The sequence below is a fragment of the Streptococcus sp. 1055 genome (assembly GCF_013276815.1).
Taxonomy (GTDB): domain Bacteria; phylum Bacillota; class Bacilli; order Lactobacillales; family Streptococcaceae; genus Streptococcus; species Streptococcus pseudopneumoniae.
On sequence record NZ_VMLT01000059.1, the window covers coordinates 1 to 15,166 of the forward strand.

A 15,166-nucleotide genomic window follows, 5' to 3' on the forward strand; every position below is an offset into this window, starting at 1 on the left:
TTCGAAATAGCCAACCATCCATCGTGTATTGCACCATCAACATTCAAAATATAAGGTCTACCAAAACTCATAGAATTAGTTAACAAAAATGTACCTTTTTTTACAAATCTAGTTTTGTTAAGCCCTGATTTTTTGATTTTTTCTTTAACATTATTTATATACTTTTCACCCTTTTCAGTATCACCTATTTTTATCCAATTTATTCCATCTACTTCAGAAGTAAGATAATCTTTGATTGGTCGTGGAGAGCCACCTCTGATAATTTCAACCAATGTAGAAAACCTCACCCACTCCCAAGTATCAGGAATATCATAAGGAACATCAATTTCTTGAGTACTTCCATCAGCAAACTTCCCATAATGTTTCCCATCATCACCACGAAATATCTCGGTTTCCTTTTTATCTCGTTTGATTTTTCCTTCACTGATAAGTTTTTCTTTTTCAGCTTTAATTCTCTTTAACAATTCACTTGCAGGTTCGTCATTGGGATTTTGCGGCACTAATTTCCCTTCCATCGCTCTTTGAAGGATACTTGCTTTAAGTTGTTCTGGTGTCATTATTTATCCTCCAACAACTGCAAAATATCAGCTAATACATTATCAATTTTATGATTTAAAGCCGCTCTTTCCGCTTGATAATTCTGAATCAACTCAAAGGGATTTAAGATTTCCTCTTCCTCTTTTGGAAAACCACACTGGTCTAAATTATAATTCAACTCAGCCAATTCACTAGGTGTAAATGATTTAGATTTGTAGAACTTACCTTCCAGAATCTCTTCACGATTTTCCCACCAGTCACGAACAGGATTGAAGTGTTCTGACTTCATCGGCTTAGTTTTAGAGAAATTTTTATAACCATCTGGCATATCTAAACGATAAAACCAAGTTTCTTCTGTTTTCTTTGTTTTATCAAAGAAAAGAATGTTCGTATGGATTCCTGTATACGGTGCAAAGACACTATGAGGCAACCTAATAATCGTATGCAAGTTGAACTCATCTACCAGTTTTTGTTTCAAGCGAGTTTTTACACCTTCACCAAATAGAAAACCATCAGGTAAAATAACTCCAACACGACCATTTTCTTTCAAACGATACATAATGACAGCCATAAATAAATCAGCCGTTTCAGAACTCCGTAATTCTGCTGGAAAGTTATTTTTTATTGTTTCTAATTCTGACCCTCCAAAAGGTGGATTCATCATAATAATGTCAAATTTTTCATCATCCGTATATTCACGAACATTTTTCTCCAAAGTATTTCCATGAACAATTTTAGGGTCATCAATTTCGTGAAGAAACAGATTTGTAACTGCTAAAAGATGAGGAAATGCTTTCTTTTCAATACCAAAAACAGCTGTATTATATTTTTTTGTATCTTCACTAGTTTTACGTTGACTACTTAAACGGTTCAGAGTCGAAGTCAAGAAGCCTCCTGTTCCGCAAGCAAGGTCTGCCATTGATTCTCCAAGTTTTGGGTCAAGAACTTCGGCAATAAAATCAGTCGCTGCACGTGGCGTATAAAATTCTCCTGAGTTCCCAGCATTTTGAATATCTTTAAGAATTTTTTCGTAAATATCATTAAACGAATGACGATCTTCAGGGCTGTTGAAATCAACTTCATCAATAACATTGATGACTTGGCGTAACAAGACGCCATTTTTCATATAGTTGTTCGCATCTTCAAAAGCTGATTTAACAATCGTTTTTCGAATAGGCATATTTGAAGTTATTTCAAGCTCTTTCAACTCTTTGAATAACTTGTTATTGACAAAATCAAGTAATTCATCGCCTGTCAATACCCGTTCCCCATTTTGAGCATGAGCCCAATTTCGCCATTTTAATTCCTCTGGGATAATTGACTCATACTCGTCTTCTTCTAATTCCCAAACCATTTCACGGCTATCATAAATTTTTAAGAATAATAACCAAGACATTTGCTCAATACGTTGAGCATCACCATTAACACCAGCATCGTTTCGAGTGATATCTTGAATTCTTTTTACAAATGATGTAATTGACATACTTTCCTTTCATTAAGCTACTGTAAATAGCTCTTTCTCCAATTCTTTAATTGCTTGTAAATATCGTTTTTTATCTCCAAAATAAGTATTGATGATTTTGAAGGTTCCACCATATATCTGAAATTCTGGAAGTTTTAATGTTTCAATGCTTTCGAGTTCTCCAATACCTTTATCCATGTATTTGTCCAGTAAAATTTCCAAAACAGCACGCGCTTCCTCACTATATTTATATAAATATCCGCTTTGTTTGAGTTTATTGATACGTTCCGTTTTGGTTAATTCTTTTTGACCATAGGCAAGTTTTAGGAGTAAATCAAAATCATCGATTTCTTGTTCTGATATTCCCTCCGACTCTCGAATAGCATCTAGATAAACTCCTTTTTTATAAAGTTCGTCTAAGATAAGCTTCTTTTTATCCGCCGTATGCCAAACTGTGATAAAATCGTTCAAAGTGGCGTAGCTACCTAAGATATTCTTCCGAGTGTAGTCGGTCAGGCTTTCGGTAATCAGTTTCCCGTTTTCATCCAATACTTGAACAGTAGAATTAAGAATGGTAACCTGCTTGTCTGTAACGATATATTTTTCTACTGGGTCACCACCTTCGTTTACAAAACCAGGTGTAGTACCATTGTTTGTTTTTGCGCCCGTTTCCAGAACCTTCACTGGTTCACCATCAAAATCAGGGTCAGCAAACAAATTGGTAACATTTCGAAAATCAATAATCGTAAAAAATTCTTTCCCCTTTTGAGGATAAAGACGTGTGCCACGACCAATAATTTGTTTAAATTCAGTCATGGATTGGATATTAGAGTCTAAAACAATCAAACGACATGTTTTAGCATTAACTCCTGTCGTTAATAATTTAGACGTTGTTACAATAGCGGGAAAATTAGAATTGACATCCATAAAGTTATCCAGTTGAGCTTTTCCTTCAGCGTTGTCACCAGTTACTTGCATGACATAACGATAGTCTTCTTGGACTAAGTCTAGATTCTCTTTTACAAGTGCAGCACGCATTCGCTCGGCATGGTCAATATCAACACAAAAAACAATTGTTTTATCAAATCGTGCATTGCTTTGCTTCATATAATCAGAAACAAACTTGGCAACTCTTTGCGTTCTATCATCAATGACAATGGTTTTGTCAAAATCTTTCCTGCCGTAGTACCTATCTTCTATTAATTGTCCGTTAGTATCAACTTTTCCAGTTTCTGGACGATAACCATCCACATCCACATCTAAATTAACCCTCATAACACGATATGGAGCCAAAAAACCATCCTCGATTCCCTGTTTTAAACTATAAGTATAGATTGGCTCACCAAAGTATTCCGTATTGGAAGCATTCTTGGTTTCTTTAGGAGTAGCGGTCATCCCAATCTGTGTCGCAGAACTGAAATAATTAATCACCTTACGCCAGTTACTGTCTTCCTTAGCTGAACCACGGTGCGCTTCATCAATTACGATTAAATCAAAGAAGTCTTTGTCAAATTTTTGATAATGTGTTTCAGTTCCATCTTCACCAGTTAGTTGCTGATAAAGCCCTAGATAAATTTCAAAAGAATTTAATTTTTCAGGAGCAGTCAAAAGTTTTGGTGTAATTTTCGTCATTACCTTTTCGAATGGCCTAAAGTCTTCAGCCATCGTTTGGTCTACTAAGATGTTTCTATCTGCTAAGAATAAAACTCGTTTAGCCAAACCAGCTTTTCGAAGGCGATGAATAATTTGAAAAGCCATGAACGTTTTCCCCGTTCCTGTTGCCATCACAAACATTACTCGTTTTTGTCCTCTGGCAACTGTTTCAATAGTACGGTTGATAGCTATTTGCTGATAATAGCGTGGCGTTTTCATTGAGAAGGCATCTATATAGTATGGAGTTGAGATAGCTTCTGTAATCTCGTACGTCAATCCTTTTTCCTTCGTCATACGAGAAAATAATTCTTCACGAGTAGGGAATTCGTCTAACTCCAGCTCACGTTCTTCTCTCGTGATACGGTCGTGTTCAATAAAGCCATCACCATTCGAAGAATAAACAAATGGAACATCTAAAATCTCTCCATATTCAATAGCTTGTTGTAATCCTGCTCGAACGCTGTGTTTATTATCCTTTGCCTCAACAATTGCAATTCGAGTTCCAAATTGGTAATACAGTGAATAGTCTGATTTTTTTCCTTCTTTACGACGAGCCTTATCTCCTCTAACTTCAATTCGACCATCAGTGAAGTATTCTTCGTAAGCGATATGCTCACCATTTTTCCATCCTTTGGCTACAATAGCAGGAGTGATGAAATTTGCTTTAATATCCTCCTCACTCATTTCTTTCTTAGACTTTATAAACTCAACCATATTGAACCCTCCGCATTCTAAAAATCTACTTCTCCATAAAATAAACTATCAGAACAAATTATACTTCTATTATATCACACTTATAAAAATACTCTGCTAAATTGTTGAAAATAAGTATGCAATATATTTTCGCATCGCGTCAGATTATCTCCGCATAACACCGCTATTTTCCGCTGTTTTCGGCAGGCGACTTATTATCATTCTATAAGCACTTTCAGTCGGGCTGGTGAGCTATTTTTCAAAAATAAATAATCACATTTAAACATTTTGAAAGTAAAAAATATCTACATCAGTCGTTCAAAAACTGGCGTAAATTTTGCTATAATATTTTCGTTTAAATAAAGATTTTTTTATGCCAAACGGATTTTAACAATGCGGATGCTTCCTATTTTACTTCTCTTTTTAGCTCTACTACCGTTTTTCTCAAAGTTTGTCACTGGAGGTAGTTCTTTCAGTTGGAAAGTGTTTTTGATTTTCATAATAGATTGGGTTTTATTGATAGTCCATGCGATTCAGATTTCTTATATTTTTTGGAGATTGTTTCAAAAGTGGAAAGAATTATCTAATAAATAACGCTAGGCATGTTTTCTAATTTTGGGGTAAGACAATGAATAGCAGAGTAGAATTTCGGATTTTCACCATTGTTGATTTGGACAAGGAAGAAGAGTATTTGCATGAGATGCATTTGAAAGGTTGGAGATATAGAACGGTTCGTTTTGGTTTGTTCTATCTTGACCAATGTCAACCAGACGATGTCATCTACCGTATCTATGATTCTAGATTTCTTAAAAAATATAAGCATGAACTGCAAGATTTTAGAAATAGAGGTTGGGAATTGATAGGAGCAGGTTTTTGTTCGATTCTTCGTAAATCGGCTTCTGATATACTTTCAGAGGATCAAGTCTATATGAGTAATAATCTCAGGTGGGAAGTTATGCGATCTAGACTTCGTTACTGTACAGCTACTTTCTTAGGAGGTTTTGTTGTTTGTATGAGTTTGTTTCGAGAAGAACTGTCGCAATCTTTCTTTGTTATTTTTGCTCTATATGCCTTTATGATTTCTTATCTAATCTATGGTTATTTCAGACTAAAAAGTAAATACCGAGTAGATGGAAGGCAGGGTTCTAGGTCTTCAGACTGATTTTTAGCACTCTTGATAAAAGAGTGCTAATTTTTTGAATTTTTATCTTGACATTCTCTTCTAAGGGTGTATAATAGAATCATAAATTAGCACTTGAATGTATCGAGTGCTAATTTATCAGACAGAGAGGAGTGATGAGATGGTTACAGAGCGTCAGCAGGATATTTTAAATCTGATTATTGACATCTTTACCAAAACGCACGAACCTGTCGGATCCAAAGCCTTGCAAGAGTCTATTAACTCTAGCAGTGCAACCATTCGTAATGACATGGCGGCTCTAGAAAAGCAAGGTTTGCTTGAAAAGGCTCATACTTCAAGCGGTCGGATGCCAAGTATTGCTGGTTTTCAGTACTATGTAAAACACTCACTGGATTTTGATCAACTGGCTGAAAATGAGGTATATGAGATTGTCAAAGCCTTTGATCAGGAATTCTTCAAACTGGAGGATATTCTGCAAGAAGCTGCTAATCTACTGACAGACCTGAGTGGCTGTACGGTAGTGGCACTGGATGTTGAGCCGAGCAGGCAACGTTTGACAGCCTTTGATATCGTTGTTTTGGGGCAACATACAGCCTTGGCAGTATTCACCCTAGACGAGTCGCGAACGGTTACCAGTCAGTTTCTGATTCCAAGGAACTTCTTGCAGGAAGATTTGCTGAAACTGAAGAGCATCATTCAGGAACGTTTCCTCGGTCACACCGTTTTAGATATTCACTACAAGATTCGGACGGAGATTCCGCAGATTATCCAGCGTTACTTTACAACAACGGACAATGTGATCGATCTCTTTGAACATATCTTTAAGGAAATGTTCAACGAAAACATTGTGGTGGCGGGCAAGGTTAATCTCTTGAATTTTGCCAATCTAGCAGTCTATCAGTTCTTTGATCAACCGCAAAAGGTGGCTCTGGAGATTCGTGAGGGGTTGCGTGAAGATCAGATGCAAAACGTCCGTGTTGCAGACAGTCAGGAGTCCTGTCTAGCTGACCTAGCTGTGATTAGTAGCAAGTTCCTCATTCCTTATCGGGGAGTTGGAATTCTAGCCATTATCGGTCCAGTCAATCTGGATTACCAACAGCTAATCAACCAAGTCAATGTGGTCAACCGTGTTTTGACCATGAAGTTGACAGATTTTTACCGCTACCTCAGCAGTAATCATTACGAAGTACATTAAGATTGAAATCATTAAAGGAGGCGAAAATGGCCCAAGATATAAAAAATGAAGAAGTAGAAGAAGTTCAAGAAGAGGAAGTTGTGGAAACAGCTGAAGAAACAACTCCTGAGAAGTCTGAGTTGGACTTGGCGAATGAACGTGCAGATGAGTTCGAAAACAAATACCTTCGCGCTCATGCGGAAATGCAAAATATCCAACGCCGTGCTAATGAAGAGCGTCAAAACATGCAACGTTATCGTAGCCAGGACTTAGCAAAAGCGATTCTCCCTTCTTTGGATAACCTTGAGCGTGCACTCGCGGTTGAAGGATTGACAGACGATGTCAAAAAAGGATTGGAGATGGTGCAAGAAAGCTTGATTCACGCTTTGAAAGAAGAAGGAATCAAAGAAATCGCAGCTGACGGTAAATTTGACCATAACTACCATATGGCCATCCAAACTCTCCCAGCAGACGATGAACACCCGGCAGATACCATCGCCCAAGTTTTCCAAAAAGGCTACAAACTCTATGATCGCATCCTACGCCCAGCCATGGTAGTTGTTTACAACTAGGCAATTCTGACGGTAGCTAAAGCAACTCGTCAGAAAACGGCAATCGCTATGGCGTTTGCCTAGCCTCCTTATTAACTCGTCGTCGAAATAAAATCGATTTCGACTTCTCGTGTCGCAATTTACATAATAGAAAACTTGTCCGAAACGACAATAAACTATGAAGAAAGATAAGAGGCAAGCCGGAGGCTTGCAAGGAAGATATTTCCCGCCGTGGTAAAAGTTTCAGTAGCTTTTGCTACTGAAACAGGGGATTTTTGAGACAATAGGCTCAAAAATAAGTGATGAAATCCCGAAGGGAGTTGCTCACGTCCCCACCACTTAAGGGAAATATAAAAAAAGAAAATTAACTAACAAGGAGAAAAACACATGTCTAAAATTATCGGTATTGACTTAGGTACAACAAACTCAGCAGTAGCAGTTCTTGAAGGAACTGAAAGTAAAATCATCGCAAACCCAGAAGGAAACCGCACAACTCCATCTGTAGTCTCATTCAAAAACGGAGAAATCATTGTTGGTGACGCTGCGAAACGTCAAGCAGTTACAAACCCAGATACAGTTATCTCTATCAAATCTAAAATGGGAACTTCTGAAAAAGTTTCTGCTAATGGAAAAGAATACACTCCACAAGAAATCTCAGCTATGATTCTTCAATACTTGAAAGGATACGCTGAAGACTATCTTGGTGAAAAAGTAACCAAAGCAGTTATCACAGTTCCTGCTTACTTCAACGACGCTCAACGTCAAGCAACAAAAGACGCTGGTAAAATTGCTGGTCTTGAAGTAGAACGTATTGTCAACGAACCAACTGCAGCAGCCCTTGCTTACGGTTTGGACAAGACTGATAAAGAAGAAAAAATCTTGGTATTTGACCTTGGTGGTGGTACATTCGACGTTTCTATCCTTGAATTGGGTGACGGTGTCTTCGACGTATTGTCAACTGCAGGGGACAACAAACTTGGTGGTGATGACTTTGACCAAAAAATCATCGACCACTTGGTAGCAGAATTCAAAAAAGAAAACGGTATTGACTTGTCTACTGACAAGATGGCAATGCAACGTTTGAAAGATGCAGCTGAAAAAGCGAAGAAAGACCTTTCTGGTGTAACTTCAACTCAAATCAGCTTACCATTCATCACTGCAGGCGAGGCTGGACCTCTTCACTTGGAAATGACTTTGACTCGTGCGAAATTTGACGATTTGACTCGTGACCTTGTAGAACGCACAAAGGTTCCAGTTCGTCAAGCCCTTTCAGATGCAGGTTTGAGCTTGTCAGAAATCGACGAAGTTATCCTTGTTGGTGGTTCAACTCGTATCCCAGCCGTTGTTGAAGCTGTTAAGGCTGAAACTGGTAAAGAACCAAACAAATCAGTAAACCCTGATGAAGTTGTGGCTATGGGTGCTGCTATCCAAGGTGGTGTCATCACTGGTGACGTTAAAGACGTTGTCCTTCTTGACGTAACACCATTGTCACTTGGTATTGAAACAATGGGTGGAGTCTTCACAAAACTCATTGACCGCAACACAACAATTCCAACATCTAAATCACAAGTCTTCTCAACTGCAGCAGACAACCAACCAGCCGTTGATATCCACGTTCTTCAAGGTGAACGCCCAATGGCAGCAGATAACAAGACTCTTGGACGTTTCCAATTGACCGATATCCCAGCTGCACCTCGTGGAATTCCTCAAATCGAAGTAACATTTGACATCGACAAGAACGGTATCGTGTCTGTTAAAGCTAAAGACCTTGGAACTCAAAAAGAACAAACTATTGTGATCCAATCTAACTCAGGTTTGACTGACGAAGAAATTGACCGCATGATGAAAGATGCAGAAGCTAACGCTGAAGCAGATAAGAAACGTAAAGAAGAAGTTGACCTTCGTAACGAAGTAGACCAAGCGATCTTTGCGACTGAAAAGACAATCAAGGAAACTGAAGGCAAAGGATTCGACGCAGAACGTGACGCTGCCCAATCTGCCCTTGATGACCTTAAAAAAGCTCAAGAAGACAACAATTTGGACGATATGAAAGCAAAACTTGAAGCATTGAACGAAAAAGCTCAAGGACTTGCTGTTAAACTCTACGAACAAGCAGCAGCAGCGCAACAAGCTCAAGCAGGAGCAGAAGGCACACAAGCAACAGGAAACGCAGGCGATGACGTCGTAGACGGAGAGTTTACTGAAAAGTAAGATGAGTGTATTGGCTGAAGAATATCTAAAAAATACACGAAAAGTTTATAATGATTTCTGTAATAAAGCTGATAGTTATGAGTCTGCAAAAGATTTTATAGATAATATTCCAGCAGTATATTTGGCTAGGTATAAAGCAATTATTTTAGCTGAGCATGAAAGTTGTGTTAAAAATGATGAGGCGGTAAGGAATTTTGTTACTTCAGTATTGTTGTCAGCGCTAGTATCAGCACTAGTATCAGCAACCATACAAAAACCAGAATTTATAATATCGTTTATAATGGGCATGATTTGGGTTGTCGGTGTATTCCTTCTAATCTATTGGAATTTTATAGCAAATACTAAGAAGAGACAAAAATATATAAATATTTCTGTACTTATAGGATATTTAAAATCAAAATAAAGTTAATTTACTTATTTGCAGAGGTTGCAACCCAGCCTCTGTTTTTCGATAAAAAGGGACGGAATATCATTTGTTTGGGTTTTGTCTCATCAATATGAAAGAAAGGAACAAATGTGTTCAGGGAATTGAACACGGGTTCCCAAATTTCTTACTTAATATAACAGAAAGGAATTGAACCCGACCTAAATTCTCGGAAAAAAGATAAATCTGTCTAGGAGCATCGCTCCAGCGTCAGATTTCCTATTTTTCAGTCGAATTTTACGGTCTTGGTATCTTGTATGAACAATACTGAATTTTATGATCGTCTGGGGGTGTCAAAAAACGCTTCGGCAGACGAGATCAAAAAGGCTTATCGTAAGCTTTCGAAAAAATATCACCCAGATATCAATAAGGAGCCTGGTGCTGAGGAAAAGTACAAGGAAGTTCAAGAAGCCTATGAGACTTTGAGTGACGACCAAAAACGGGCTGCCTATGACCAATATGGTGCTGCAGGCGCCAATGGTGGATTTGGAGGCTTCGGTGGTGGAGCTGGCGGTTTCAATGGGGCAGGTGGCTTCGGTGGTTTTGAGGACATTTTCTCAAGTTTCTTCGGCGGAGGCGGTGCTTCACGCAATCCAAATGCTCCTCGCCAAGGGGATGACCTCCAGTATCGTGTGAACTTGACCTTTGAAGAAGCTATTTTTGGAGCTGAAAAAGAAGTTAAATACAACCGTGAAGCAAGCTGTCGTACATGTAATGGCTCAGGTGCTAAGCCAGGAACCAGTCCAGTCACTTGTGGACGCTGTCATGGTGCTGGTGTCATTAACGTCGATACGCAGACTCCGCTTGGTATGATGCGTCGTCAAGTAACCTGTGATGTCTGTCACGGTCGCGGAAAAGAAATCAAAGATCCATGTACAACCTGTCACGGAACAGGGCATGAAAAACAAGATCATAGCGTACATGTCAAAATTCCTGCTGGTGTGGAAACTGGTCAACAAATTCGCCTAGCTGGTCAAGGTGAAGCTGGATTTAACGGTGGACCTTATGGTGACTTGTACGTGGTTGTTTCTGTGGAAGCCAGCGATAAGTTTGAACGTGAAGGAACTACTATCTTCTACAATCTCAACCTCAACTTTGTCCAAGCAGCTCTTGGTGACACAGTAGATATTCCAACTGTTCACGGTGATGTTGAATTGGTTGTCCCAGAGGGAACTCAGACTGGTAAGAAATTCCGCCTACGTGGCAAAGGAGCTCCGAGTCTTCGTGGTGGTGCAGTTGGTGACCAATATGTTACCGTTAATGTCGTAACACCAACAGGCTTGAACGATCGTCAAAAAGCAGCCTTGAAAGAATTTGCAGCTGCTGGTGATTTAAAAGTCAATCCAAAGAAAAAGGGCTTCTTTGACCATATTAAAGATGCCTTTGAAGGAGAATAATACTCTTCGAAAATCAAATTCAAACCACGTCAGCGTTGCCTTGCCGTACTCAAGTACAGCCTGCGGCTAGCTTCCTAGTTTGCTCTTTGATTTTCATTGAGTATAAACAAAAAGAGCCGAGTGGCTCTTTTTGTTTATAGATTTTTTAAGACTTTCCTTAAGTAATGACGGACGGTAGCGATCTTCTTCGAAGTTCCATACCTAAACTTTGAGCCTAGGTCTCAAAGTTTCCGGACGAGTCTGAGACAAAAAGATTTTGATTTCAGGAATTCTTTATTATAAATTTTAAAAATCGATAGATTAGATAAAAAAGCGAACAAGACAGAATTCTGAGTGTCAGATAACTCGTTTTGTTCGCTTTTTATATTGAAGATTAGACTTTTATCCCAGACTCGTTTTCAGTACGGCGGAAAATCTTCGATTTAGTTGTGAAATGGTGAATGATACTCTTTAAAAATCTCCTCAAACCACGTCAGCGTCGGCTTGTCTACAACCTCAAAACTGTNNAAAACGGTGTTTTGAGCAGCCTGCGCCTAGCTTTCTAGTTTGCTCTTTGATTTTTATTGAGTATGAGTTGCCTAAATTATGATGTATAGTTGATGGGATATAACTTGTTTACGTTTTAAAAAAGAGCCGACTGGCTCTTTTTACTTATCTTCGATTTCCTGTGTTTCTTTAATCACAGCTAGTCTAGTCTGGATATCCTTTTCCAAGACCTTAAACTTGTAAGTCAGGTCTTCTTGATATTCCTTGATGAGTTCTTTTTGCTGGTCAATGATTTGTAGGCTGTTTTGGATAATATCCACATCGTCCTTGATAGCTTGAACGCGGTCAGTGGTATTCAAGACTTCATCTGTGATGGTTTGGCGATTTTTTGTGAGCAGATAACTTCCAGCTGCAGCTCCTGCAAATAGCAATAGATTGGATAATTTCATGGCAACTCCTTAGGCATTTTTGATGGTTTCAGCGACTTGAGCGAGTTTGTCAAAGTCTGGTTCGTGGGCGATAAAATCAATCTTAAGGTCATCGTCCGCACTGTAGCGAGGTACGAGGTGAACATGGGTATGAAAGACGGTTTGACCTGCGACTTCTTCACAGTTAGCAATGATATTCATACCAGTAGCCTTGGTAGCTTTCATGACTTTTTGAGCTACTTTTGGTACTTGGGCAAAGAGTTGGCTGGCGCTAGTAGCATCCATTTCTAAAAGATTACGATAGTGTTCTTTTGGCACGACCAAGGTGTGTCCTGGTGTCACTTGAGAGATATCAAGAAAGGCAAGAACCTGCTCATCTTCATATACTTTTGAAGCAGGAATTTCCCCTGCGATGATTTTACAAAAAATGCAATCTGACATAAAATCTACCTCTACTGTACTGAATTTTGATATAATATAGCTACATTATACCAGATTTGGAGAAAATATGTTAGAAATTAAAAACCTGACAGGTGGCTATGTTCATGTCCCTGTTTTGAAAGATGTGTCTTTTACTGTTGAAAGTGGGCAGTTGGTCGGTTTGATTGGTCTCAATGGTGCTGGAAAATCGACGACCATCAATGAAATTATCGGTCTGTTGACACCTTATAGTGGCTCCATCAATATCAATGGCCTGACCCTGCAAGAAGATGCGACAAGTTACCGCAAGCAAATTGGCTACATTCCTGAGACACCTAGCTTGTATGAGGAATTGACCCTCAGAGAGCATATCGAAACGGTTGCCATGGCTTATGGTATTGAGCAAGATCTTGCTTTTGATCGAGTAGAACCTTTGTTAAAAATGTTCCGTCTGGACCAGAAATTAGACTGGTTCCCTGTTCATTTTTCAAAAGGGATGAAGCAGAAGGTCATGATTATCTGTGCTTTTGTGGTGGATCCAAGTCTTTTCATCGTGGATGAGCCTTTCCTTGGTCTTGACCCGTTGGCTATTGCGGACTTGATTCAGCTTTTGGAAGTGGAAAAGCAAAAAGGCAAGTCTATTCTCATGAGTACCCACGTGCTGGATTCAGCGGAAAAGATGTGTGATGCTTTTGTCATTCTTCACAAAGGGGAAGTGCGTGCTAAGGGAAATCTCCTGCAACTGCGCGAAGCCTTTAACATGCCTGAGGCTAGTTTGAATGATATTTACTTGGCTCTGACCAAAGAGGAGGACCTATGAAAGACTTGTTTTTAAAGAGAAAGCAGGCTTTTCGTAAGGAGTGTCTTGGTTATCTACGTTATGTTCTCAATGACCACTTTGTCTTGTTCCTGCTTGTCCTGCTGGGCTTTCTAGCCTACCAGTACAGTCAACTCTTGCAAGATTTTCCTGAAAATCATTGGCCCATCCTTTTGTTTGTAGGAATTACCTCTGTTTTACTGTTGCTTTGGGGTGGAATTGCCACCTATATGGAGGCTCCAGACAAGCTCTTTCTCTTAGTTGGAGAAGAGGAAATCAAGCTCCATCTCAAGCGTCAAACTGGCATTTCCCTAGTCTTTTGGCTCTTTGTACAGACCCTTTTCTTGCTTTTATTTGCGCCCTTATTTTTAGCCATGGGTTATGGCTTGCCTGTCTTCCTAATCTATGTGCTTTTGTTTGGGTTAGGTAAATATTTCCTCTTTCGTCAAAAGGCCAGCAAATTTTTCACTGAAACTGGACTGAACTGGGACTATGTCATTTCCCAAGAAAGCAAGCGCAAACAAGTCTTGCTTCGTTTCTTTGCCCTCTTTACGCAGGTAAAGGGAATTTCAAACAGCGTCAAGCGTCGTGCCTATCTGGACTTTATCCTAAAGGTTGTTCAGAAGGTGCCTGGGAAGATTTGGCAAAATCTCTATCTTCGTTCTTATTTGCGAAATGGAGATCTCTTTGCGCTCAGTCTCCGTCTGCTCCTACTTTCCTTGCTGGCGCAGGTCTTTATCGAGCAAGCTTGGATTGCGACAGCAGTGGTAGTTCTCTTTAACTACCTCTTGCTCTTCCAGTTGCTGGCCCTCTATCATGCCTTTAACTACCAGTATTTGACTCAACTCTTTCCACTGGACAAGGGGCAAAAGGAAAAAGGCTTGCAGGCGGTAGTCCGAGGATTGACCAGTTTTGTTTTACTTGTGGAATTAGTTGTCGGGTTGATTACCTTCCAAGAAAAACTAGCCCTTCTAGCCTTGCTGGGTGCAGGTTTGGTTTTACTAGTCTTGTACCTACCTTATCAGGTAAAACGTCAGATGCAGGATTAACATTGCTTATATGATATTAAAAAAGAAGTTGAGTTCCGTTTGTCTCAGCTTCTTTTTAGTTGCTACAGGATAATGGTTGGCCCGTAGAGACTCAACTTGGTCTTGACTTGGTCAAAGTGAAAGCGATCATAGGCCCGCCAAGCGGCGCGAGTGGGAGCATCTGGATCAAGAGCGCTGAGTCCCATGAGAAGACTGGAAGTCTGGTAAAATTTTTCCAGTTCAATCAAGACTCGATTATCCACTGTCTCAGCCTTGGCTAGAAAACCAAGAATAGAGTTTAATTGCTCCTGAAAGCGGACGTCGTCAGCGGTTGCCTGTCTGCATGCTTGGTAGGCTTTGTTTAAGTCAGTTATCAGTGCCTGAGCAGTTTTAATTGGGTCTGTCATTTACGTGACCTCCTATATAATTTATGTTTTAAGGTAAGGGATTGTGTAAATCTCCTAGTGAGGCACCTATATTATTAGCAACATTGCCAACTATGTTGCCCCAATCAATGATACATTTACCATTATCAAGATTAGCTTTATTATATGAATATCCATTTCTACATAGTACATTATCGCTAATCATATGAAACGGAGAATACCATCCATATGGAATACTACCGCCATTTATATGAGAAAGTTCGATTGATGTTAATTGTTTTGTTTTATTTGACTTGGCCATAAATTTCTCCTTGTTATATTTACGTCAATTGCAATAGAGTATATTTATAGGGTGTTA

At 39.3% G+C, this 15,166-nt stretch carries 14 protein-coding genes and 1 pseudogene; 8 read left to right on the plus strand and 7 right to left on the minus strand.

Annotated elements, in window-relative coordinates:
• From HT699_RS05795 to HT699_RS05805, 3 genes and pseudogenes are all read right to left on the minus strand, one after another.
• Positions 1–557 (minus strand): annotated as a pseudogene (locus tag HT699_RS05795) (restriction endonuclease subunit S); the annotation flags it as partial.
• A complete protein-coding gene (locus HT699_RS05800; protein WP_016399215.1) occupies positions 557–2,020 on the minus strand; it encodes a class I SAM-dependent DNA methyltransferase in 1,464 nt (487 codons plus the stop codon). The pseudogene HT699_RS05795 and the gene HT699_RS05800, both read right to left, overlap by 1 nt.
• Before the next feature lie 12 nt (positions 2,021–2,032).
• Complete coding sequence (locus tag HT699_RS05805) at positions 2,033–4,366, minus strand: DEAD/DEAH box helicase family protein (RefSeq protein WP_172923208.1); 2,334 nt, start codon at positions 4,364–4,366, stop codon at positions 2,033–2,035.
• Between the two features lie 607 nt (positions 4,367–4,973).
• On the opposite strand from HT699_RS05805, the gene HT699_RS05810 reads away from it, so the two are divergent.
• From HT699_RS05810 to dnaJ, 6 genes are all read left to right on the plus strand, one after another.
• Positions 4,974–5,507, plus strand: coding sequence for a DUF2812 domain-containing protein (locus HT699_RS05810; RefSeq protein ID WP_054388206.1), 534 nt, complete (start codon positions 4,974–4,976; stop codon positions 5,505–5,507).
• 139 nt (positions 5,508–5,646) lie between these two features.
• The gene (gene hrcA / locus HT699_RS05815; protein WP_000255739.1) at positions 5,647–6,681 is read left to right on the plus strand and encodes a heat-inducible transcriptional repressor HrcA; all 1,035 of its coding nucleotides are present in this window, start codon (positions 5,647–5,649) and stop codon (positions 6,679–6,681) included.
• 26 nt (positions 6,682–6,707) lie between these two features.
• Entirely contained in the window at positions 6,708–7,232 is a 525-nt protein-coding gene (gene grpE / locus HT699_RS05820) for a nucleotide exchange factor GrpE (RefSeq protein WP_000046032.1), read from the plus strand.
• A gap of 366 nt (positions 7,233–7,598) precedes the next feature.
• On the plus strand, positions 7,599–9,422 hold the full coding sequence (dnaK, locus tag HT699_RS05825; RefSeq protein ID WP_000034669.1) for a molecular chaperone DnaK: 1,824 nt from the start codon (positions 7,599–7,601) through the stop codon (positions 9,420–9,422).
• Between the two features lies 1 nt (position 9,423).
• Positions 9,424–9,825 (plus strand): hypothetical protein, encoded by a 402-nt coding sequence (locus HT699_RS05830; RefSeq protein WP_000114360.1) that lies wholly within the window; start codon positions 9,424–9,426, stop codon positions 9,823–9,825.
• Between the two features lie 278 nt (positions 9,826–10,103).
• Complete coding sequence (gene dnaJ, locus HT699_RS05835) at positions 10,104–11,243, plus strand: molecular chaperone DnaJ (RefSeq protein WP_014017330.1); 1,140 nt, start codon at positions 10,104–10,106, stop codon at positions 11,241–11,243.
• Positions 11,244–11,890: 647 nt separating this feature from the next.
• Here dnaJ and HT699_RS05840 read toward each other — a convergent pair.
• Both HT699_RS05840 and HT699_RS05845 read right to left on the minus strand, forming a co-directional pair.
• On the minus strand, positions 11,891–12,178 hold the full coding sequence (locus HT699_RS05840; RefSeq protein WP_000777749.1) for a hypothetical protein: 288 nt from the start codon (positions 12,176–12,178) through the stop codon (positions 11,891–11,893).
• A 9-nt stretch (positions 12,179–12,187) separates the two neighbouring features.
• A complete protein-coding gene (locus HT699_RS05845) occupies positions 12,188–12,598 on the minus strand; it encodes an HIT family protein (protein ID WP_001278321.1) in 411 nt (136 codons plus the stop codon).
• Between the two features lie 67 nt (positions 12,599–12,665).
• Here HT699_RS05845 and HT699_RS05850 point away from each other — a divergent pair, with 67 nt between their 5' ends.
• Both HT699_RS05850 and HT699_RS05855 read left to right on the plus strand, forming a co-directional pair.
• Positions 12,666–13,397, plus strand: a complete 732-nt coding sequence (locus HT699_RS05850) for an ABC transporter ATP-binding protein (RefSeq protein WP_000889950.1) — start codon at positions 12,666–12,668, stop codon at positions 13,395–13,397.
• Complete coding sequence (locus HT699_RS05855; RefSeq protein ID WP_172934169.1) at positions 13,394–14,443, plus strand: ABC transporter permease; 1,050 nt, start codon at positions 13,394–13,396, stop codon at positions 14,441–14,443. Before HT699_RS05850 ends, HT699_RS05855 begins: the two co-directional genes overlap by 4 nt.
• A 62-nt stretch (positions 14,444–14,505) precedes the next feature.
• On the opposite strand, the gene HT699_RS05860 is transcribed toward HT699_RS05855, so the two are convergent.
• Together HT699_RS05860 and HT699_RS05865 are read right to left on the minus strand one after the other, a co-directional pair.
• On the minus strand, positions 14,506–14,829 hold the full coding sequence (locus tag HT699_RS05860; protein WP_000131861.1) for a hypothetical protein: 324 nt from the start codon (positions 14,827–14,829) through the stop codon (positions 14,506–14,508).
• Between the two features lie 28 nt (positions 14,830–14,857).
• Positions 14,858–15,109: a hypothetical protein gene (locus HT699_RS05865; protein ID WP_001130045.1), complete on the minus strand. Its 252-nt coding sequence runs from the start codon at positions 15,107–15,109 to the stop codon at positions 14,858–14,860.
• Positions 15,110–15,166: the final 57 nt, after the last annotated feature.

What these genes read in the sequence shown, in the direction of transcription:
- HT699_RS05840 (WP_000777749.1), bottom strand. Translation starts at nt 12,178, where the DNA reads ATGAAATTATCCAATCTATTGCTATTTGCAGGAGCTGCAGCTGGAAGT.
- HT699_RS05850 (WP_000889950.1), top strand. Translation starts at nt 12,666, where the DNA reads ATGTTAGAAATTAAAAACCTGACAGGTGGCTATGTTCATGTCCCTGTT.
- HT699_RS05805 (WP_172923208.1), bottom strand. Translation starts at nt 4,366, where the DNA reads ATGGTTGAGTTTATAAAGTCTAAGAAAGAAATGAGTGAGGAGGATATT.
- HT699_RS05855 (WP_172934169.1), top strand. Translation starts at nt 13,394, where the DNA reads ATGAAAGACTTGTTTTTAAAGAGAAAGCAGGCTTTTCGTAAGGAGTGT.
- HT699_RS05845 (WP_001278321.1), bottom strand. Translation starts at nt 12,598, where the DNA reads ATGTCAGATTGCATTTTTTGTAAAATCATCGCAGGGGAAATTCCTGCT.
- HT699_RS05830 (WP_000114360.1), top strand. Translation starts at nt 9,424, where the DNA reads ATGAGTGTATTGGCTGAAGAATATCTAAAAAATACACGAAAAGTTTAT.
- dnaJ (WP_014017330.1), top strand. Translation starts at nt 10,104, where the DNA reads ATGAACAATACTGAATTTTATGATCGTCTGGGGGTGTCAAAAAACGCT.
- grpE (WP_000046032.1), top strand. Translation starts at nt 6,708, where the DNA reads ATGGCCCAAGATATAAAAAATGAAGAAGTAGAAGAAGTTCAAGAAGAG.
- HT699_RS05810 (WP_054388206.1), top strand. Translation starts at nt 4,974, where the DNA reads ATGAATAGCAGAGTAGAATTTCGGATTTTCACCATTGTTGATTTGGAC.
- HT699_RS05860 (WP_000131861.1), bottom strand. Translation starts at nt 14,829, where the DNA reads ATGACAGACCCAATTAAAACTGCTCAGGCACTGATAACTGACTTAAAC.
- hrcA (WP_000255739.1), top strand. Translation starts at nt 5,647, where the DNA reads ATGGTTACAGAGCGTCAGCAGGATATTTTAAATCTGATTATTGACATC.
- HT699_RS05800 (WP_016399215.1), bottom strand. Translation starts at nt 2,020, where the DNA reads ATGTCAATTACATCATTTGTAAAAAGAATTCAAGATATCACTCGAAAC.
- dnaK (WP_000034669.1), top strand. Translation starts at nt 7,599, where the DNA reads ATGTCTAAAATTATCGGTATTGACTTAGGTACAACAAACTCAGCAGTA.
- HT699_RS05865 (WP_001130045.1), bottom strand. Translation starts at nt 15,109, where the DNA reads ATGGCCAAGTCAAATAAAACAAAACAATTAACATCAATCGAACTTTCT.